Source organism: Rheinheimera sp., assembly GCF_030690345.1.
GTDB lineage: Bacteria > Pseudomonadota > Gammaproteobacteria > Enterobacterales > Alteromonadaceae > Alishewanella.
Map to the genome: position 1 here is coordinate 762734 of NZ_JAUYGV010000006.1, position 20247 is coordinate 782980.

At 53.5% G+C, this 20247-nt stretch carries 16 protein-coding genes; 14 read left to right on the top strand and 2 right to left on the bottom strand.

Translation table 11 applies throughout. The annotated features are described in order from the left end of the window. Nucleotides 1–20: 20 nt before the first annotated feature. Nucleotides 21–2864: a TonB-dependent receptor gene (locus tag Q8O77_RS08045; RefSeq protein WP_305552339.1), complete on the bottom strand. Its 2844-nt coding sequence runs from the start codon at nt 2862–2864 to the stop codon at nt 21–23. Nucleotides 2865–3220: 356 nt separating this feature from the next. Here Q8O77_RS08045 and Q8O77_RS08050 point away from each other — a divergent pair, with 356 nt between their 5' ends. Together Q8O77_RS08050 and Q8O77_RS08055 are read left to right on the top strand one after the other, a co-directional pair. Next, nucleotides 3221–4492: an NlpC/P60 family protein gene (locus Q8O77_RS08050; protein ID WP_305552340.1), complete on the top strand. Its 1272-nt coding sequence runs from the start codon at nt 3221–3223 to the stop codon at nt 4490–4492. Nucleotides 4493–4503: 11 nt separating this feature from the next. Then, nucleotides 4504–5598, top strand: a complete 1095-nt coding sequence (locus tag Q8O77_RS08055; protein WP_305552341.1) for a dipeptide epimerase — start codon at nt 4504–4506, stop codon at nt 5596–5598. Nucleotides 5599–5666: 68 nt separating this feature from the next. On the opposite strand, the gene Q8O77_RS08060 is transcribed toward Q8O77_RS08055, so the two are convergent. After that, nucleotides 5667–6512: a MurR/RpiR family transcriptional regulator gene (locus Q8O77_RS08060; protein WP_305552342.1), complete on the bottom strand. Its 846-nt coding sequence runs from the start codon at nt 6510–6512 to the stop codon at nt 5667–5669. A 373-nt stretch (nt 6513–6885) separates the two neighbouring features. Between Q8O77_RS08060 and mraZ the strand changes: the two genes are divergently transcribed. The 12 genes from mraZ to Q8O77_RS08120 are packed head-to-tail and all read left to right on the top strand — an operon-like array spanning nt 6886 to nt 20247. After that, a complete protein-coding gene (mraZ, locus tag Q8O77_RS08065) occupies nt 6886–7350 on the top strand; it encodes a division/cell wall cluster transcriptional repressor MraZ (protein WP_068233371.1) in 465 nt (154 codons plus the stop codon). Continuing rightward, entirely contained in the window at nt 7351–8295 is a 945-nt protein-coding gene (gene rsmH / locus Q8O77_RS08070; RefSeq protein ID WP_305552343.1) for a 16S rRNA (cytosine(1402)-N(4))-methyltransferase RsmH, read from the top strand. Then, a complete protein-coding gene (ftsL, locus tag Q8O77_RS08075) occupies nt 8288–8596 on the top strand; it encodes a cell division protein FtsL (protein ID WP_305552344.1) in 309 nt (102 codons plus the stop codon). The genes rsmH and ftsL overlap by 8 nt, the downstream gene beginning before the upstream one ends. Further along, complete coding sequence (locus tag Q8O77_RS08080) at nt 8593–10344, top strand: penicillin-binding transpeptidase domain-containing protein (protein ID WP_305552345.1); 1752 nt, start codon at nt 8593–8595, stop codon at nt 10342–10344. The genes ftsL and Q8O77_RS08080 overlap by 4 nt, the downstream gene beginning before the upstream one ends. Further along, a complete protein-coding gene (locus Q8O77_RS08085; protein WP_305552346.1) occupies nt 10334–11791 on the top strand; it encodes a UDP-N-acetylmuramoyl-L-alanyl-D-glutamate--2,6-diaminopimelate ligase in 1458 nt (485 codons plus the stop codon). The genes Q8O77_RS08080 and Q8O77_RS08085 overlap by 11 nt, the downstream gene beginning before the upstream one ends. Continuing rightward, nucleotides 11788–13164, top strand: coding sequence for a UDP-N-acetylmuramoyl-tripeptide--D-alanyl-D-alanine ligase (gene murF / locus Q8O77_RS08090; RefSeq protein ID WP_305552347.1), 1377 nt, complete (start codon nt 11788–11790; stop codon nt 13162–13164). Before Q8O77_RS08085 ends, murF begins: the two co-directional genes overlap by 4 nt. Further along, nucleotides 13158–14240, top strand: a complete 1083-nt coding sequence (gene mraY / locus Q8O77_RS08095; protein ID WP_305552348.1) for a phospho-N-acetylmuramoyl-pentapeptide-transferase — start codon at nt 13158–13160, stop codon at nt 14238–14240. The genes murF and mraY overlap by 7 nt, the downstream gene beginning before the upstream one ends. 3 nt (nt 14241–14243) lie before the next feature. Next, nucleotides 14244–15566 carry a UDP-N-acetylmuramoyl-L-alanine--D-glutamate ligase gene (murD, locus tag Q8O77_RS08100; protein WP_305552349.1) on the top strand — a complete coding sequence of 441 codons (1323 nt, stop codon included), beginning with the start codon at nt 14244–14246 and terminating at the stop codon, nt 15564–15566. Then, complete coding sequence (gene ftsW / locus Q8O77_RS08105; RefSeq protein ID WP_305552350.1) at nt 15563–16762, top strand: putative lipid II flippase FtsW; 1200 nt, start codon at nt 15563–15565, stop codon at nt 16760–16762. The genes murD and ftsW overlap by 4 nt, the downstream gene beginning before the upstream one ends. Then, nucleotides 16755–17855 (top strand): undecaprenyldiphospho-muramoylpentapeptide beta-N-acetylglucosaminyltransferase, encoded by a 1101-nt coding sequence (murG, locus tag Q8O77_RS08110; RefSeq protein ID WP_305552351.1) that lies wholly within the window; start codon nt 16755–16757, stop codon nt 17853–17855. The genes ftsW and murG overlap by 8 nt, the downstream gene beginning before the upstream one ends. Further along, the gene (murC, locus tag Q8O77_RS08115; RefSeq protein WP_305552352.1) at nt 17852–19321 is read left to right on the top strand and encodes a UDP-N-acetylmuramate--L-alanine ligase; all 1470 of its coding nucleotides are present in this window, start codon (nt 17852–17854) and stop codon (nt 19319–19321) included. The genes murG and murC overlap by 4 nt, the downstream gene beginning before the upstream one ends. Next, on the top strand, nt 19318–20247 hold the full coding sequence (locus tag Q8O77_RS08120) for a D-alanine--D-alanine ligase (protein ID WP_305552353.1): 930 nt from the start codon (nt 19318–19320) through the stop codon (nt 20245–20247). The genes murC and Q8O77_RS08120 overlap by 4 nt, the downstream gene beginning before the upstream one ends.

A 20247-nucleotide genomic window follows, 5' to 3' on the forward strand; every position in this document is an offset into this window, starting at 1 on the left:
TTTATACAGGCAAACCTGGCTTACATAAATTTATATTCCAGCAACAAGGTATAGGAGCGGCCGCGTGGGTCGGCTATACGGGTTTCCCAGCCTGCGCCGGCAGCAAAGTCGTTTTGGTGCGCGGTAAATGGCGGGTCTTCGTCAAACAGGTTTTTAATGCCAAAGGTAACTGTCATATCGTCAATACCGCTATAGCTTACGCTGTAGTTATAGGTGATATAGGCGTCTACTTTCGGATCCCAGCCGGCCGGCACATAACTGCCGTTGGCAACACTTACCGGCTCTTCGTCGGTATAACCGTCACGATATACCTGGGTTAAACTGTGGCTCCAGTCGCCCAGCAGGTAGCTGGCATTAAGCGTGTGTTTCCACTTTATCGGCAGGTTGTAGTAGCGCACATATTCGCCCACCAGGTTTTCGCTGTAGGGTAGTGTGTCGATGCCTTTGGTTTTAAAGGTGTCGATGTAACTGCCGTTGAGGTTAACTCTCCACGCGCCGCCGGCCAGCTCGCCGGTTAAGTTGGCGTCAATTTCAATGCCGCGGGTTAAGGTGCCGCCGGAATTAATGTAGCGACGGTCAATGGCTACTACATCACCGTCGGCATTACGCAGCCAGTTCGCGGTGAACAGATCGTAATTTTCAATCAGCACATCACGCGGTGCTGCACGGATGGTATCGGTGCGCTCAATTTCCCACCAGTCGACACTGATATTAAAGTAATCTACCGGTACCACAACAAAGCCAAGGCTTTTCTGTTCCGACTCTTCCGGATCCAGGTCTGTTTTACCACCGAAAATTTCCACCGGCTGAATAAGCTCACAACCGGCTACGTTTTCGTCGGCCACACCGCCCGGGCACGTTGCCGGGTCAGCTAAATCCAGCCCGGTATATTGTGACTCGGTTAAACCGTTGAATAGTTGATTAAACGACGGTACTTTAAAACCGGTGCTGTAAGCACCACGGAACATCAGCTCTTCTATTGGCCGGTAACTGAAAGACACTTTCGGGTTAGTAGTGCTGCCAAAACCGTCGTATTTGTCGTAACGGGCGGCGAGGGTAACATCGAGGTTATCCAACAGCGGCAGGTATACTTCGGTGAATACGGCCTTGATGTCACGGCTTACTTTGTCCAGCACGTTAGCGTTGTCAAACGGTGCCAGGAACACCGCACGCATATCGGCACGTTCGTCGCCGTTAAACTTAAACTCTTCGCGGCGTAAATCGGTACCCAGTGCCATCATAATATTGCCGCCGGGCAATTCAAATGGCAGCTCACCGGAGAAGGTGGCGTCAATTTGGGTCATGATGGATTCACCACCATACAGCTTTACACCCTGTGCTGAGGCAGCATTCAGTGCTGCCATGCCGGCGTCTGATTGGCTTTGTCCCGGTAGTAAAAACGGGTCAATCAGGCCGCTACCCAGCACTTGCTGCAGTGCATCCGTAAAGTAATAGCCATTACCCAACTCAGATTCAGATTCGCTGGAAGCGCGTGAAATGCCGACGTTGTAATCCCAGTCTGCTACCACACCTTCAAAGGCAGCCAGCAAGCGGTAAGACTTGGTCGTGGTGTCTATTTCACGGCCACCACAGGCCATGCAACGCCAACGATAAGCAATAGACTCACCGTAATTCAGTTGATCGGCACCAAAGTAACCGGCCAGCGCATCGTAAACACGGTCGTAGGATGCGCCGGTGCTTGGATACCAGGTATCCGGGCCAAAGGTTGAACTTGGCGAAATTTGGTAGGGTTCAAAGGCTTTACTGACATCAACCTGAGAGGCAACCAGCTCAAGGGTTGCCATATGATCTTCCGCCAGTTTAAAGCTGGCGCGGCCGATAAAGTCTACGCTTTCCTGCGGCTGCTGAATGCGCGCCGCGGCCGGATAATCCCAGGCACAGGCATAGCGTGATGACTCAGAGCTCCATAATTGGTGATCATAAGGCCCCATCAAATCGCCGCCGCTGGCACAACCGTCAGCACCGGGTAAGTCCAGAATGTTAACTGCAGCGATGGACTGGCCATCCAGCGGGTCAACCAGGCCGGTACCAATCAGGTTAGCGTCAGCTGCTCCGCGGTTAAAAATGGTAGCAAACGGCGTGCCGCGGGTATCGGGTGACAAGCCACGGTTTGGCTGAAAGGTATTGGAAAAATCGCGGTCTGTGCCGGCCAACAGTTCATTCTTCTTGTACGACAGAGTGCCGAACACATTCCAACCGTCTTTATTAATGTCGCCGGTACCCAGCAGCAGGTTAGTACGGTAGATATTACCGCCGCCGGCTTCGGTGTGGTCGGCAAAGGCCGAGACCTCGGCGCCGGTATAGTCGCGTTTGGTAATAAAGTTAATTACACCGCCGATAGCATCGGTGCCGTATACCGCTGAAGCGCCGTCGCGCAGCACTTCAACCCGTTCCAGCGCTGCAAACGGAATGGCATTTAAATCTACGGCGCGGCCTTTTAAGCCGTGCGTGGCCACGCGGCGGCCGTTTAATAACACCAGGGTGGCGTCGGCTCCCTGGCCGCGCAGGTTAGCGCCGGAAACGCCGTTATTGCCGCGCTGTTCCTCAGACACTATGCCGCCGTTACTGGCGAGGTTATCTGACGAGTTACCGGCAATATTCATTTGCAGCAATAACTGTTCGGCTGAGGTGATACCGGCTGCATCAATATCTGCCCGGCTAAACACTGTAATGGGTAAGTCACCTTCCAGTGCGGTACGTTTAATACTGGAACCGGTTACACGGATCCGCTCTATCTTGGCATCTGCTGCTGAGTCGTCTGCTTGCTGAGCGACGTCCTGCGCATACACTTGTGTACTCAGCCCCGCGAGGGTAAGGGCCTGAATGAGTTTATTCAACTTCATCACTATCTCTCCTGGAGTTGCGTTATTCTGTTTTTATGGCTATCCGTTACCCGGGTCTGATCGCCCGTTTTCTCTGAAAATGCAAAACGTTTATTTTCTGCACAAAATTAACATAGCAATATTTTATTTCTTTTGAAAATAATTTATGCTGAATTTTGAAAATAATTGGAATATTTCATTCCAAGACGCTATGTTGGCATACAGAGAGTGGCTGGTAACGTCGCAACAATAAGCCAGCTGAAGGAGCCGGCATGAAGAGAATAGTGTGGTTGTTATGCTGTTGCTGGCCGTTAGTGTTAGCGGCGGAAACAACAATAAAGTTTAGTTCTGATGTGCCCCTGCTGCAGGCAGAACAGATGAACCCACGGTTTTGGCAGACGAAATTAGCTGCGCCGGATCAGTTGCTGTTAACACCGGCTCAGATAGCACAGCGCAATACTGAAACCTTTAGTCTGCAAAGCGAGATGCAAAGCCTGCATAGCTTACCGGCGCAGTACAATAAGGCGGAGCTGACTGCCATTATCCAAAGCGTCAGCAAAGTAGCAACCACAGCGCGCTTTTATACTGACGGCACAGCCTTAACGCCGCAGCACTGGCAGCATTACCTTAGCTTATTGGCATTGGAGCAAGTGCAGGCAGTAAACCCGCTGCGTTTTGCGCTGGTGGTTAAACGCACGGCGTTGCGCGCCTTTCCAAGCCGCGACAGAGTAGTGAATGAGCAGGGCAACGCCGATTTGGATCGCTTTGCTGAAACAGCGCTGTTTCCCGCCGATGCGGTAGCGGTGTTACACAGCAGTGCTGACAAACAGTGGTTATTGGTACGCAGTTTTAATTATACCGGCTGGGTGCAAGCCGCTGATGTAGCTATCGGCAGCAAACAGCAGGTGCTGGCTTACACAGAGCAGCAGCCGTTTATTGTGGTTGCCGGGGCAAAGGTTTATACCGCGTTTAACCCGCAACAGGCGGCGGTGTCTGAGTTGCAACTGGATATGGGTGTGCGCTTGCCGTTACTCAGCGCCGCTGAGCTGGGCTTTAGTGTGCACGGGCAAAATCCTGTCGCCAGCCATATAGTGCAGTTACCGCTGCGCCTGGCCGATGGCAGCCTGAGCTTTAGCCCGGCACTGTTGCCGCTTAGCGCCGATGTACAGCAGGGCTATTTGCCCTTTACGCCGGGTAATATTCTGGCGCAGGCGTTTAAGTTTCTCGGCGAGCGCTACGGTTGGGGTCATGATTATAACGGCCGCGACTGTACCGGTTTTATCTCGGAGATTTTCCGCAGTTTTGGCTTGCTGATGCCGCGTAACTCGGGGCAGCAGGGCATGGGTGCTTATGGCCGCAATATCCGTTTTGGTGCTGACAGCAGCGCGGCGGATAAGCAGGCTGCATTAGCACAACTGCAAGCGGGAGATTTATTGTATTTCCCGGGCCACGTTGCTTTATACCTTGGCACAGTAAACGGCCAGCCGTTTATGATCCATGATGTTAATACGCTGCTGTATCCGCACAGCGATGGCAGCATTTACCGCGGTACTCTCAATGGTGTAGCGGTTACGCCGCTGTTGCCATTATATGCAACAGAACAACAATCCTATTTTGATGCAATGTACGCCATTAAGTCATTGCGCTAGCAGAGGTAACTATGAAAATAACCGATATTCGCCTGGGGATGTTACGGGTGCCTCTGAAAACGGCGTTTAAAACCGCGCTACGCACGGTTAGCAGCACAGAAGATGTGGTGGTGATAGTGGAAACCGACAGCGGCAATACCGGTTATGGTGCCGCGCCCGCCACGGCGGTGATCACCGGGGATATCCATGGCTCTATTATTGAAGCCATTCGTACTGTGATAAAGCCTAAGCTACTGGGCCAGGATATTGCCGATTTAAACCATATTATCCGCCTGATCCAGGGTTGTATTATGAAAAACTACAGCGCTAAGGCCGCAGTAGAAATGGCGGTGTATGATCTGTTTGCACAACTATATAAAGCGCCGCTGTATAAAATCCTCGGTGGCGGCGTGCCGAAAATCACCACGGATATTACCATCAGTGTCGACTATATCGACAAAATGGTAGCCGACTCACTCAGTGCCATCGACCGCGGCTTTGAAACCCTGAAAGTAAAGGTGGGTAAAGATATCGGCGTCGATATAGAGCGGGTAAAAGCCATTTACGCTGCGGTAGAAGGCAAGGCGCTGATCCGGCTGGATGCCAACCAGGGCTGGACGGCCAAAGAAGCGGTGTATGCGCTGCGTAAGCTGGAAGATGCCGGAGTGCGGCTGGAACTGGTAGAGCAGCCGGTAAAAGCCTATGACCTGGAAGGCTTAAAATACATTACTGAGCGCGTGCATACCCCGGTAATGGCTGACGAGAGTAGCTTTGGTCCGCGCGAGGTAATAGATCTGATTAAGATGCGTGCGGCTGACATTATTAATATTAAGCTGATGAAAACCGGTGGTATCGCCAATGCTATTAAGATTGCCGATATCTGTTCGTTCTACGATATGCAGTGCATGATTGGCTGTATGCTGGAGGGCAGTATCAGCGTAGCGGCGGCGGTACATGTGGCGGTAGCAAAATCGGATGTGATCACCAAGATTGATCTGGACGGCCCGTCGTTGTGCTTATTTGACCCGGTGACCAGCAGTGTAAGCTTTAACGATGCCGACATTACCATTGCCGATGCACCCGGGCTTGGTATTACCGCCATTGAGGGCCTTGAGATACTGGGCTGACGCTGCAGCTCAGGGCTTTTTCAACAAGCTCAGGGCTGTGAGTTTTGCTCAGGGCTGTTTTGCCTGGCTCACGGCTGTTCCAGCAAGTCCAGCAGCTTAGCGTTTTCTTCTAATTGGTGGTCGTTATTTTGCCGGCGGCACAACAGCAAATACAAAATATGACACAGGTGCTGCTGTGCCAGTTGCACTAAAATGGTATTCACCCGCACATTCTCATCGCCGCTCAGCGCAAACAGCGCCACATCGGCAGCCACACTCAGTGCATTGGTTTTATAGCTGGTCAGGCTGATAATGCGGATCTGGCGTTGTTTAGCGTACCTGGCCAGTTTTAACAGATCGGCATTCTGGCCGGATTCTGACACCAGCAACAAAATGCTGTCGATACTAAGCGTGTTGGCCAGTTGCAAGGCAATGGCCGGGTCGCTGTGCAACAGGGCCAGCTTGCCCAACTGTAATAAACGAAACTGCATATCGTGCGCGACAATACCGGATTTACCAAAGCCGGCTATCAGTACTTTATCGGCCTGTGCCAGCAAATCCGCGCTGTCTTGCAGTGCCTTTTCGCTGTTAATCTCCAAAATGCCGCGCAGATGGCTTTGCAGGCTGAATTGCAGGTGCTCGACCAGGTTAACCAAATCGTTTTGCGCCGGGCTGTGCTCGTTATTGTCACGGTTCAGTGTGGTAGCGGTGATCACCGCTTCGTTTACCGCCAGTTTTAAGTCCGGATAGCCTTTATAACCCAGCTTTTGGCAAAACTTTACCACGCTGGACTGGCTGGTGCCGACGGCATCGGCTAATTGCTGTGAGGAATAATCCCGTAGCAAATGGGCGTTATCCAGAATAAAATCTGCCAGCTTACGCTCGATAACCGACATTTGCTCCAGCATGCCGCGGATTTTCAGTAAACACACCATAAAGCCGGATCCTTGTATTGCTTAAACGAGGTGTAGGAATTTGTTATTAGTATACCAGCTCAGTATTGAATAATTTATTCTGCGTTGGCAAGTTAAGCGCAGAAAAAAGCAGCACAATCCAGGGTGCTGTACATATAAACAGGGCTATTCTCTATCGCTTTTGATCTGTCTCCACTTTTTCCCACCAAAATCGTCATCTTTGCTGCAGCGCTTATTTTTACTGAGATCGTAATCGATCGAACAGGCTGTTTTTACCTTGACAATGGCCAAAGCTGCGCCCTAAACTGTATCGTTGTGGGGATTTGTGGGTAAAAGTGGATCATTTTGCTTTATCTGCAAGCTAAAGCTTTAAAATCAGTTGCACAGGAAGCTTATGTTTCGTGGCTCATTTACGTTGACATTGGACGAGAAAGGACGGTTAGCACTACCTGCGCGCTACCGTGAATTTCTGCTGTCTGATTGTCAGGGCCATCTGATCTGCACCATTGATTTGCACGATCCCTGTTTATTGCTTTATCCGCTGGCTGAGTGGGAAGAAATAGAAGAAAAACTCAAACGCTTGTCCAGCTTAAACCCGCAGGAACGCCGCTTGCAGCGCGTGCTGTTGGGTAACGCCACCGACTGTGACATGGATAAAAGCGGCCGTATTTTACTGCCGGCTCCGCTGCGGCAACACGCCGGCCTGACTAAAGGCATCCGTCTGGTTGGTCAGTTAAATAAATTTGAAATCTGGGATGAAACTGCCTGGCATGAGCGTTTAGCGGCAGATATTGCGCTGGAACAGGCTCAGGCCGGTGATGTGGAGTTGTCAGAACGATTACAGGACTTTGCACTGTAAATGAATGCACCGGCACATATCTCCGTTCTGCTGCAAGAAGCGCTGGACGGGTTGGCAATACAGAGCGACGGTTGTTACCTCGACGGTACCTTTGGCCGTGGCGGACACAGCCGTGCCATTTTATCCTTACTTGGCCCCAAAGGCCGTTTATTTGCTATAGATCGCGACCCCACCGCGATAGCAGCTGCTGCGCCTTTGCAGGCAGACCCGCGTTTTCATATCACCCACAGCCCCTTTGCCGCCCTGGCATCTATTGCTGAACAGTTGCATATCAACGGTGCACTGGACGGTATTTTGCTTGATCTTGGTGTGTCTTCCCCACAATTGGACGACGCCGATCGAGGCTTTAGTTTTATGCGTGACGGCCCGTTGGATATGCGGATGGACCCAAGCTCGGGTATCAGTGCCGCCGACTGGCTGGCACAGGCCGATGTTGAAGACATCAGCTTTGTACTGCGCGAATACGGTGAAGAAAAATTCGCCTGGCGTATTGCCCAGGCCATAGTGGCCGCGCGTGCTGAGACAACAATTACCCGTACCGCGCAACTGGCGGCACTCATCAGTGCCAGTGTGCCGAAAAGCAATAAAGAGAAAAAGCATCCGGCGACACGCAGCTTTCAGGCGATCCGCATTTATATCAACAGTGAGCTGGAGCAAGTGAACCAGGCCTTACATGCCGCTATGCAAGTATTAAAACCCGGTGGCCGCTTAGTGGTGATCAGCTTTCATTCGCTGGAAGACCGGCTGGTTAAGCAGTTTATGCGCCGTTATTCCAAGGGCGAGCCAATACCGCGCGGCATACCGCTGACGGCAGCGCAAATGAACCAGCGCACAGAATTAAAGCTGATTGGCAAAGCCATTATGCCGTCCGAGCAGGAACTGCAGCAAAACCCCCGGGCCCGCAGTGCCGTGCTACGTATCGCCCAGAGGCAGCAGCATGAATAATATCAGCCTGCATCGTCTGATTGGCCAGGATTGGCGCCGGCAAAAGTGGCTGGCGCTTATGCTGCTGGCGTGCATGGCGTCGGCACTGACGGTGGTGCATTTTGCCCACCTGAACCGGCAGTTGACGATAGCTCAGGACGGTATGTATCAGCAGCGCGATCAATTAGATATTGAGTGGCGCAATTTGCTGTTGGAGCAACGGGCACTGGCAGAACACAGCCGGGTAGAAGATATTGCCCGTTCGCGGCTGCAAATGGTACGCCCTGCCGGTGAGCAAGATATTGCGGTGACCATCCGATGAGCCGCCAGCGTAAAGCGCCGCAAGCCAAAGCCAGAACAGTGCCGTCGGTACTGAGCTGGCGTTTTGCCTTTGTGTTGCTGACGCTGTCTGGTGTGTTTACTGCACTGGTAGTGCGGGCGGCCTGGCTGCAGGTGGTTGAACCGGAAATGTTAGTCAGCCAGGGCGATATGCGCAGCCTGCGTGTTGAAGCCGATACTGTGCTGCGCGGCATGATAGTAGACCGCCATGGTGAAGAGCTGGCCGTTAGTGTGCCGGTAGAAGCCATTTGGGCAGATCCTAAAGTCGTGATTGAACGCCATGCCGCGGCAGATGAGCGGCGCTGGCATGCACTGGCCGATATTCTGCAAATGACCCCGGCGCAGTTACTGCAAAAAGTCGGCGATAACCCGCAGCGGCGCTTTATCTATCTGCAGCGCCAGGTTAATCCGGCAGTTGTGGATTATGTGAAAAAACTGAACGTGCCCGGCATTTACTTTCGCCAGGAGTCACGCCGCTATTATCCGGCCGGTGAAGTGGCGGCGCAGTTGCTTGGTTTTACCAATGTTGATGATATCGGCGTAGAAGGCATTGAAAAGCGCTACGACGAGCTGTTAACCGGTACCGCCGGGCGCAAAGTATTCCGTAAAGATGCCAAGGGCCGTGAAATCGAAGTGATAGAGCGGGCACAGGCACAACAACCCGGCAATTTACAGCTGAGCATTGACCAACGTATTCAGTCGGTAACCTACCGTGAACTGAAAAAAGCGGTGTTATCGCACGGCGCCACCTCCGGCTCGGCCATAGTGGTAGATGTACAAACCGGCGAAGTGCTGGCGATGGTAAACAGCCCGTCATTTAACCCGAACAACCGCGGCAATGCACCGGCTTATCTGTTTCGTAACCGCGCCATTACCGACACCTTTGAGCCGGGGTCCACCATGAAACCGCTGGCGGTACTCAGTGCGTTGGAATTTGGCAGCGCCAGGCTGGATACGCAGGTCGATACTGCGCCCGGCTACATGCGCATTGGCGGCAGCTGGGTGCGCGATGCCAATAATTACAAAACTCTGGGGCTTACCGGCATTATTCAGAAGTCGAGCAATATCGGTGTCAGCAAGCTGGTGCTGGATATGCCGGTAGAACATGTTATCAGCCTGTACGGCAATATGGGCCTGGGCATTGACACCGGGCTGGGATTAAACGGCGAAAGCAGCGGCATGTTAAGCCATCGCCGGCGCTGGTCTGAACATGAAAGAGCGGCTATGTCGTTTGGCTATGGCTTGTCGGTTACTGCCGCACAGCTGGCCAGAGTGTATGCCACTATTGCCAATGGTGGTATCAGCCGGCCGCTGACGATTTTAAAAACTGACCAGCCCTATGCCGGTGAGCAGGTATTGGCAAAAGAGCATGCGCTGGCGATGCTGGAAATGATGGAAGCGAATATTCTGCCCGGTGGCACAGCGACCCGTGCTCAGGTTAAAGGCTATAGAGTTGGCGGTAAAACCGGCACCTCGCGCAAAGCTATTGCCGGCGGTTACGGCGAAGACTATGTCGCCTCTTTTGCCGGCGTAGGCCCGGTGTCAGACCCCAGGTTGGTCTGTGTAGTAGTAATTAATGAACCGGCCGGCGATTTTTATCACGGTGGTGAAATTGCCGCCCCGGTGTTCGCCAATATTATGGGCGCGACGATGCAACTGCTTAACTTGTCGCCGGACGATAAAACTCAACCCAGACTCTCAGCCGTAACGGGAGGCACTAATGCCGGTTAATGCAGCAAGCTGGTTAGCAAAGTACAGCAGCACAGTGCCGCAATGTCAGTTGCAAAGCATTCAGCTGGACAGTCGCAAAGTTAAGCAAGGCGATGTGTTTGTCGCCATTGCCGGTGTGTCGCAGCATGGCAAAGACTATATCGACCAGGCGCTTGGCAACGGGGCCGGCCTGGTGCTGACCGATGCCGGCGACTACAGCGACAGCCGTATTGTGCTGTTGCCTGAATTAGAACAAATACTGCCGGCGCTGGTGGCAGAGTTTTATCAACACCCTGCGCGGGCTTTGCAGCTTATCGGGGTTACCGGTACCAACGGCAAATCCAGTATTACGTTTTTTATCAATCAGTTGCTTGAGCAGTTGGCCGTTAAAGGCGCCGTTATCGGCACCCTGGGCTATGGCCATTATCAACAGCTGACAGCACTGCCGAATACCACACCGCATTTTGTTGATATTCAGCGCATTCTGGCCGGCTGTGTAACACAACAAGTGCAGCTGATGGCGATGGAAGTATCGTCGCATGCGCTGGTGCAGCAACGTGTAGCCGGCTTACAGTTTGATGTGGCTGTGTTTACCAATCTGACGCGTGATCACCTCGATTATCACGGCAGCATGGCTGAATACGGTGCGGCTAAAGCGCTGTTGTTCCGTGCCGGTGTAAGCCGTGCCGCGGTGATCAATGTGTCGGATGACTATGGCCGCAAACTGGCCGCACAATGCGAAATACCGGTATGGGCTTATGGCAAAGCAGAAGATTGCCATGGTTTTGCCAGATATCTGGCCTATGCCGATGTGCAGGCCACAGCTGGCGGTTATCAACTGCAGCTGAGCTCACACGCCGGCGACTACAGTCTGCATTTGCCGTTGCTGGGCGAGTTTAATATTCAAAATGTGCTGGCAGCGTTGCTGGCACTGACGGTGCAGGGCTACGACCTGACCAGTTTGGTCAATGCCTGCAACCAGTTGCACGCTGTGCCGGGCCGGATGGAGCAATTTGTGTTTGCGCAGCAATTTACTGCGGTAATTGACTACGCCCACACCCCAGATGCACTACAGCAGGCGCTGCAGTCGTTGCGTTTGCACTGTACCGCCAGGCTGTGGTGTGTATTTGGCTGCGGTGGCGATCGTGATCGCGGCAAGCGGCCGTTAATGGGCCAACTGGCAGAACTGTTTGCCGACCATGTGATTATTACCGCCGATAACCCGCGCAGTGAAGCGGTACTGGCAATTTGTGAAGAAATTGCCGCCGGCATGAGCCCGGATGCCAGCTATCAGATAGAGCCGGACCGCAAAGCGGCGATCAAACTGGCATTGGCCAGTGCTCAGCCCGGCGACATGGTGCTGATTGCCGGCAAAGGCCATGAAACCATTCAGATAATTGGCAGCGAACAGCGGCAATACGATGAGCGCGCCTATCTTCGTCAATTGGTAGCGGAGATGTCAGCATGATACCACTGAGCTGTGTTGAAATTAATGCCATGGTCAACGGCACCATGACCGGGCCGGATGTCAGCATTACGTCGGTTAGCACCGACAGCCGGGTGATCAGTGCCGGCGAGCTGTTTATTGCGCTGAAAGGTCCTAACTTTGACGGCTCGGCCTTTGTGGCAGACGTAAAAACCAAGGGCGCCGCTGCCGTAGTGGTAGAGCATCCGGTAGACACCGACATTACGCAAATTATTGTACCGGACAGCCGTTTGGCGCTGGGGCAATTGGCCGCAGCGTTAAAAGCCCGGCTGGCGCCGAAAACCATCGCCGTAACCGGCAGTGCCGGTAAAACCACAGTTAAAGAGATGATAGCGGCCATATTAAGCCGTTGCGGCAAAGTATTGTCGACCCGGGGTAACTTTAATAACGACATTGGCGTGCCGCTAACCATGCTGCGCCTGACAGAACAACATGATTTTGCCGTACTGGAATTAGGTGCTAACCACCAGGGCGAAATCGCCTACACCACGTCACTGGCAAAACCGGATGTGGCGCTTATTACCAATGTGGCCGCATCGCACCTGGAAGGCTTTGGTGACATGTACGGTGTGGCCCGTGCTAAAGGCGAGATTTTTAACGGTTTATCATCACAAGGCCTGGCCATACTGCCGGCCGACAGTGAATACCGTGATTATTGGTTACGCCGGCTGGACGACAAGCAGGTTATGCAGTTTTCTGCTACGACGCCAGCCGACTACTTTGCCGATAGCATAGTGCTGGATAACCAGGGTTGTGCCGGCTTTGAGCTGCATTGCCCGTCGGGGCATAAGTTTATTCAGCTTACGGTGCCGGGTAAGCACAACGTGGCTAATGCGCTGGTTGCTGCTGCAGCCTGTATTGCCGTGGGTGCCAGCCTGGCAGATGTGCAACTGGGGCTGGCGCAAATGCAGGCGGTTAAAGGCCGCACCAATGTCAACATGGTAACACCACAGCTGCGGCTGATTGATGACACTTACAATGCCAATGTTGAGTCGGTAAAAGCGGCAATTGATTTGCTGGCGTCGTATTCCGGCTACCGAGTGTTAATTCTCGGCGATATGGCAGAACTGGGCGCAGATGCGCGTTTATACCACGAAGAGATAGGTTTATACGCGAAAAAATCCGCTATTAATCTGTTGTTCACCCTTGGCGTGTTATCACAGAGCGCCAGTGACTTGTTCAATGGACAAGGCGCACATTTCAGTTCGCGTCAGGCATTATTACAACGCCTGATGCCGATAATATCGGAACAACAGGAAGTCACCCTGCTAGTGAAAGGTTCGCGCAGCGCGAAGATGGAGTTAGTTGTGCAGGACTTGCTCGAAAGATGTCAGCAGGAGAGTAGCCCATGCTAGTTTGGTTAGCCGAGTATTTAACCCAATACTTCAGTTTCTTTAATGTATTCAGTTATCTTACCTTCCGTTCAATTCTGGGTATTTTAACCTCATTGTTATTAAGCCTGTATCTGGGGCCGAAATTAATTGCTGCGTTACAACGTATGCAAATTGGCCAGGTGGTGCGCGGCGATGGCCCGGAGAGTCATTTCTCGAAAAAAGGCACGCCAACCATGGGTGGTTTGCTGATTTTAGGCGCTGTGCTGCTAAGCACTTTGTTGTGGGCCAATCTGGAAAACAAATACGTTTGGGTAGTGTTGTTTGTGCTGATCAGCTTCGGCTGGATTGGCTTTGTCGATGATTACCGCAAAGTGATCCGCAAAGACCCGAAAGGCTTAATTGCGCGCTGGAAATACTTCTGGCAGTCGCTGTTTGCCATCGCTACCGCGGCTTTTTTGTACTTTACCGCCGAGCGCCCGGCAGAAACCGCGCTGTTGGTACCGTTTTTTAAAGATGTGGTGCCGCAGTTGGGCTTATTGTTCCTGGCGTTAAGTTACTTTGTCATCGTGGGCACCAGCAACGCGGTAAACCTGACCGACGGCCTGGATGGCCTGGCCATAGTGCCGACCATTATGGTGGCGGCGGCTTTTGCCATTATTGCGTATGCCAGCGGCAACGTGAATTTCTCCGGTTATCTGAATATTCCTTATTTGCCGCATGCCGGTGAATTGGTGGTGGTATGTGCCGCCCTGGTGGGCGCAGGCCTGGGCTTCCTTTGGTTTAATACCTATCCGGCGCAGGTGTTTATGGGCGATGTCGGCTCGCTGGCGTTGGGTGCGGTGCTGGGTGTTATTGCCATTTTAGTGCGGCAGGAAATTGTGCTGTTTATTATGGGCGGCGTCTTTGTCATGGAAACCCTGTCGGTGATTTTGCAGGTGGGCTCTTACAAGTTGCGCGGCCAGCGTATTTTCCGCATGGCACCTATCCATCATCATTACGAATTAAAAGGCTGGCCGGAACCGCGGGTAATAGTGCGGTTTTGGATCTTATCCATCATGTTTGTGCTGGTGGGCTTAGCCACCCTGAAGTTGAGATAACTGATGCAAAGTTTAGCGAAAAAACGCATTGCTGTAGTGGGGCTGGGCCTGTCGGGTCTGGCCACAGTGCGTTTTTTACTAAGCAAAGGCATTAAGCCGGTGCTGATGGACAGCCGCAGCAAGCCGGCTGGCATAGAGCAGATTGCCGCGGAAAAAGTCGATGGTATCTATTTAGGTGAGCTCGACGCTAACCGGCTGGCGAAAATGGATATAATCGTGCTGAGCCCGGGCTTGTCGCCTACCCACCCGGCGATCCGCTTTGCGGTGGCCCAGGGCGCCATGCTGATGGGTGATGTCGAGTTGTTTGCCCGCTTTAACAGCAAGGCTGTGGTGGCCATTACAGGCTCTAACGGTAAGTCTACCGTGACCATGCTGGTAGAAGCGATGCTCAAATGCAGCGGCATTAAAGCCCTGGCGGCCGGTAATATCGGCTTGCCGGTGCTGGATGCGCTGGCACAGCCGGATATTGATGTGTTTGTGCTGGAGCTGTCGAGCTTTCAGCTGGATACCACTAACAGCCTGCACAGTGTGGCGGCTTGTATTCTGAATATCAGTGCCGATCATTTAGACCGTTATGCCGGTATGGCCGCCTATGCCGCCTCTAAGCAGCGGGTGTACCAGCATACGCAGTTAGCGGTGTTTAATCTGGATGATGCTGCTACCACGCCCGAGCAGGCAGAACATACGCTGGGCATTAAATTAGCAGACTCTGACTACGGTATTGCTGAGCACAACGGCCAGCGCTGGTTAAAAGTAGCCGGCGAGCCCTTGCTGCCGGTTAATGACATGACGCTGTTTGGCGCCCATAACGAATTTAATGCCCTGGTGGCCTGTGCTTTGGCGCTGGCAGCCGGTGCCAGCCGTGAAGGCCTGGTTAGCGCGTTGCAGCAGTTTGTGTCATTGCCACACCGCTGCAGCTTAGTGGCAGAAAAACACGCTGTGCGCTGGATTAACGACTCCAAAGCTACCAATATCGGTGCTACTTTGGCGGCCATTGCCGGCCTGCGGCCCGGTGTCAGCGGCAAGCTGATCCTGATTGCCGGTGGCGATGCTAAAGGTGCTGACGTGCGTGAGCTAAGCAGCGTACTGCAGCGCGACGTGCAGCAATTGATCACCCTGGGGCAGGATGGCCCGGCGATAGCAGCTTTAAAAGCCGGCAGTATTCAGGTGAAAAGCCTGCAAGAAGCGGTAAAGGTTGCCGCCAAACTGGCAGCACCGGGCGATATGGTGTTGTTATCGCCGGCCTGCGCCAGCCTCGATATGTTTAAAAGCTATGCCGACCGCGGCGAGCAATTCGCGGCAGCCGTGAAGGCGGAGGTGCTATGAAGCAACTGGCACTGAGCTTTTGGCAAAACCCGTTGCAGGGTTTAAATAACTGGTGGCGTGCCGATGACGGCGCCGCCTATGACAAATTGTTTTTAACCTTGCTGCTGTTAATTCTGGCGGTAGGCGTAGTGATGGTAACCAGCGCCTCAGTGCCGGTTGCCGCGCGTATTCATGACAATGAGCTGCATTTTACTATTCGCCATCTGGTGTATCTGGCGCTGGGCTTTTCTGCTGCGCTGGTGGTGCTGAATATTCCGGTGCAGTGGTGGCACAACAGCAATATGTTGCTGTTGTTCGCTGCGTTGGCGCTGCTGGTCGCGGTGTTGTTGTTTGGTCGCAACGTCAACGGCAGCACCCGCTGGTTGTCGATAGGCCCCATCGGCCTGCAGGCGGCAGAGCCGGCTAAGTTGTTCTTCTTTGTCTATCTGTCCAGCTATCTGGTGCGGCGCCATGAAGAAGTACGGGAAAACTTAAAAGGTTTTGTTAAACCCTTGCTGGTGCTGTTTGCGTTTGCCGTGCTGCTGCTAATGCAGCCGGATTTAGGCACCGTAATTGTAATGTTCGCCACGGCGGTAGCATTGCTGTTTTTAGCCGGCGCTAAGTTATGGCAGTTTTTTGCGCTGATTTTTACCGGCCTGATGGCGATAGGTGTGCTGATTGTTTACAGCGAATACCGCTGGAAACGGGTAACGGCGTTTCTTGACCCCTGGGCCGATCCGTTTGGCAGCGGCTATCAGCTTACGCAATCGCTGATGGCGTTTGGCCGCGGTGGCTGGTTTGGCCAGGGGCTGGGTAACAGCATACAAAAGCTGGAATACCTGCCTGAAGCGCACACCGATTTTATTCTGGCGGTGATCGCCGAAGAAACCGGTTTTGCCGGTGTAGCGCTGTTACTCGGGCTGATATTTCTGCTGGTGTACCGTGCGCTGTGGATTGGCCAGCGCGCATTAACAAAGAGTATGAGTTTCCATGGTTTTCTGGCCTATGCGCTGGCAATTTGGATCGGCTTTCAATCAGCGGTCAATATCGGTGTTGCCACCGGCGCCTTGCCAACCAAAGGTTTAACGTTGCCTTTTGTCAGCTCCGGCGGCAGTAGCTTAATTATTATGTTGGTTGCTGCGGCCTTATTGCTGCGCATCGACTTTGAAGTGCGCCTGAACGGCAAGCAAGCCATTAGCGGAGGCCGGCATGACTAAACCGCGCATTCTGATTATGGCCGGCGGTACCGGGGGCCATATTTTCCCGGCCAAGGCCGTGGCCAGCGCCCTGAGTGAGGCTGGTTGGCAAGTTCACTGGCTGGGCACCGCCACGCGAATGGAAGCGAGCTTAGTGCCGCAATTCGGCTGGCCGTTCCATGCCATAGATGTGGCCGGGCTGCGTGGCAAGAGCCTGTTTTCACTTATAAAAGCGCCGTGGATGCTGCTTAAGTCGGTGTGGCAGGCACGTAAAGTAATTAACACTGTGCAGCCGGATCTGGTGCTGGGTTTTGGCGGTTATGCCAGTGGCCCGGGTGGTGTAGCAGCCTGGTTAAAGCGCGTGCCGTTGCTTATTCATGAGCAAAACGCCGTTGCCGGCAGTACCAATCGCTTGCTGGCGGTGTTGGCAGAGAAAGTGCTGGTGGCTTTTCCGGCGGCTTTTGCCGGCCATGCTAAACAGCAGCTGGTAGGCAATCCGGTGCGGGCAGAGATTATTAATGTCGCAGCCCGGCATAACTATGACGGCAGCTTAAAGCTGCTGGTTGTAGGTGGCAGCCTTGGCGCAAAGGTGCTGAACGACACCTTGCCGGCAGTATTTGCCAAAGCGGCGCTACAGGGGGCGCTGCATGTGCGCCATCAAACCGGCAAGGCGGCAGAGCTGCCAACGGCGCAGGCCTATCAGGCACTGGCGTGCGACAATTTGCGGGTAGAGGTCAGTGCTTTTATTGACGATATGGCCGCGGCGTATGCCTGGGCCGATGTAGTGATTTGCCGCGCCGGCGCCTCTACTGTCAGCGAACTGGCTTGTGCCGGTGTGGCGGCAGTGTTTGTGCCGTTGCCGGGCGCCATTGACGATCACCAAAGCGCTAATGCGCGTTGGTTAACACAGCACGGCGCAGCCTTACAATTTGCCCAGCGCGATTTAAACGAACATAGCTTGTTGCCGCTGTTACAACAGTGGCTGCAAAGTAAAACAGCATTACAGCATATGGCCGCCAAAGCGCGGACCTGTGCTTTAGACCAGGCGACCGCGCAGGTAGTGGCGTTGTGTCAGCAGACAGTCGGTCAGACAGTAACAGGACAGCAGTTATGATTAGTACACCGCAACAGAAAAAACTGGCCATGCGCCGCGTAGAACGCATTCATTTCGTCGGTATCGGCGGCGCCGGCATGGGTGGTATTGCCGAGGTATTGGTAAACGAAGGTTATAACGTATCCGGCTCTGATATTGCCCCTAATGCAGTAACCGAACGCCTGATAACCCTTGGCGCCAAAGTGTGTTTTGGCCACGATGCCGCTTATATTGACGGTGCCAGTGTGGTGGTGGTGTCCAGTGCTATTAATACCGCCAACCCGGAAGTGGCCGCTGCCCGCGAATTACGTATTCCGGTAGTGCGCCGCGCTGAAATGCTTGGTGAGCTGATGCGCTTTCGCCATGGTATTGCCGTGGCCGGCACCCATGGTAAAACCACGACCACCAGCTTACTGGCGTCAATTTTTGCCGAAGCCGGCACTGACCCGACCTTTGTAATTGGCGGTTTGCTCAATTCTGCCGGCTCTAACGCCCGCCTCGGTGCCGGGCGCTATTTAATTGCTGAAGCGGATGAAAGCGATGCGTCTTTCCTGCATTTGCAGCCGCTGGCAACGGTGATCACTAATATTGAAGCCGATCATATGGACACTTACCAGGGCGACTTTGAGAAGCTCAAAGCCACCTATCTGGAGTTCTGCCATAACCTGCCGTTTTACGGCATTGCCGTGGTGTGTATTGATGACCCGGTGCTGCGCGCACTGATCCCGCAAATTGGCCGCACCGTGCTGACCTACGGTTTTAGCGAAGATGCCGATTTTGTTATCAGCGAATTTAACCAAAACGGCACCCAAAGCCGGTTTGTCATTACCGACAATACCAGTGGCGACGGCAACGGCAATCAGCGTGAAGTGGCACTGAATTTACCCGGCAAACACAATGCGTTAAATGCCACGGCGGCCTTTGCGCTGGCGCTGGACGAAGGTATCAGTGAGCAGGCGATACTGGCAGCCTTACATAAATTTGAAGGTATAGGCCGCCGCTTTCAGCAGTACGGCGAGTTTGATACCGGCAACGGTAAAGTGCTGTTGCTGGACGACTATGGCCATCACCCGACTGAGGTGGCGGTAACCATAGCCGCAGTACGTGCAGCCTGGCCGGAGCGGCGTTTGGTGATGGCGTATCAGCCGCACCGTTACAGCCGCACCCGTGACTTGTATGACGATTTCACCAGAGTGTTGTCCGGCGTAGATAAGTTACTGCTGCTTGAAGTTTATCCTGCAGGCGAAACCGCTATTGCCGGCGCCGACAGCCGTAATTTATGCCGCTCTATCCGTGCCCGTGGCAGCCTGGACCCCGTGTATATCGCCGAACCAGCTGAACTGGCACCGGCGCTGGCAGACGTGCTGCAGGATGGTGATGTGCTGTTAACCCAGGGGGCCGGTAATATTGGCGCCCTGGTAAAAAAGCTGGCCGCAATGCAGCTGAATATTGACCAATTAAAAGCCAGTGCAGGAGATAAAGCATGAGTAGTCAGGTGAATGCTTTGGCTAAAGTCGCCGTAATGTTTGGCGGTGTATCGGCCGAGCGTGAGGTATCACTGCGCTCCGGTAATGCAGTGCTCAAAGCACTGCTGGACGCCGGAGTAGACGCGGTGGCGTTTGACCCGCAGACACAGTCGCTTGCAGAGCTGGGTAATATGGGCGCGCAGCGGGTGTTTATTGTGTTGCATGGCCGCGGCGGTGAAGACGGCACTATGCAGGGCGCATTACAACAGCTGGGCTTGCCGTATACCGGCAGCGGCGTGCTGGGCTCGGCACTGGCCATGGATAAAATCCGCTGCAAGTGGCTGTTTCAGGCGCAGCAATTGCCTACTGCACCTTTTGCTGTAGTGCACAGTAACGACACCGATTTTGCCGGCTTACTGGCTACTTTAGGTGGCAAGGTGATGGTGAAGCCGGCCAATGAAGGCTCCAGTATTGGTATGAGCGCGGCCAGCACAGCAGCAGAGTTGGAGCAGGCTATTCGCGCTGCGCTGAAATACGACAGTGAAATTTTGGTAGAGCGCTGGATTGACGGGCGCGAGTTTACCGTAGCCATTTTAAATGGTCAGGTATTGCCGGTAGTGGAAATGCGCACACCACGCGCTTTTTATGACTATGAAGCCAAGTACCAGGCCAGCAGTACTGAATACTTATGCCCGGCGCCATTAAGCGCAGAGCAAACCGCAGCGATGCAAGATACGGCACTGAAAGCCTTTAACGCCGTAGGCGCATCAGGGTGGGGCCGTGTCGACATTATGCTGGACCAAAGCGGCCAACACTTTTTGCTGGAAGTGAATACCGTGCCAGGTATGACAGAAAAGTCACTGGTGCCGATGGCGGCAAAAGCTGCCGGAATGAGCTTTGGCCAGTTAGTGCTGGCCATTTTAACCCAGACAGAGGGCGGTAACTGA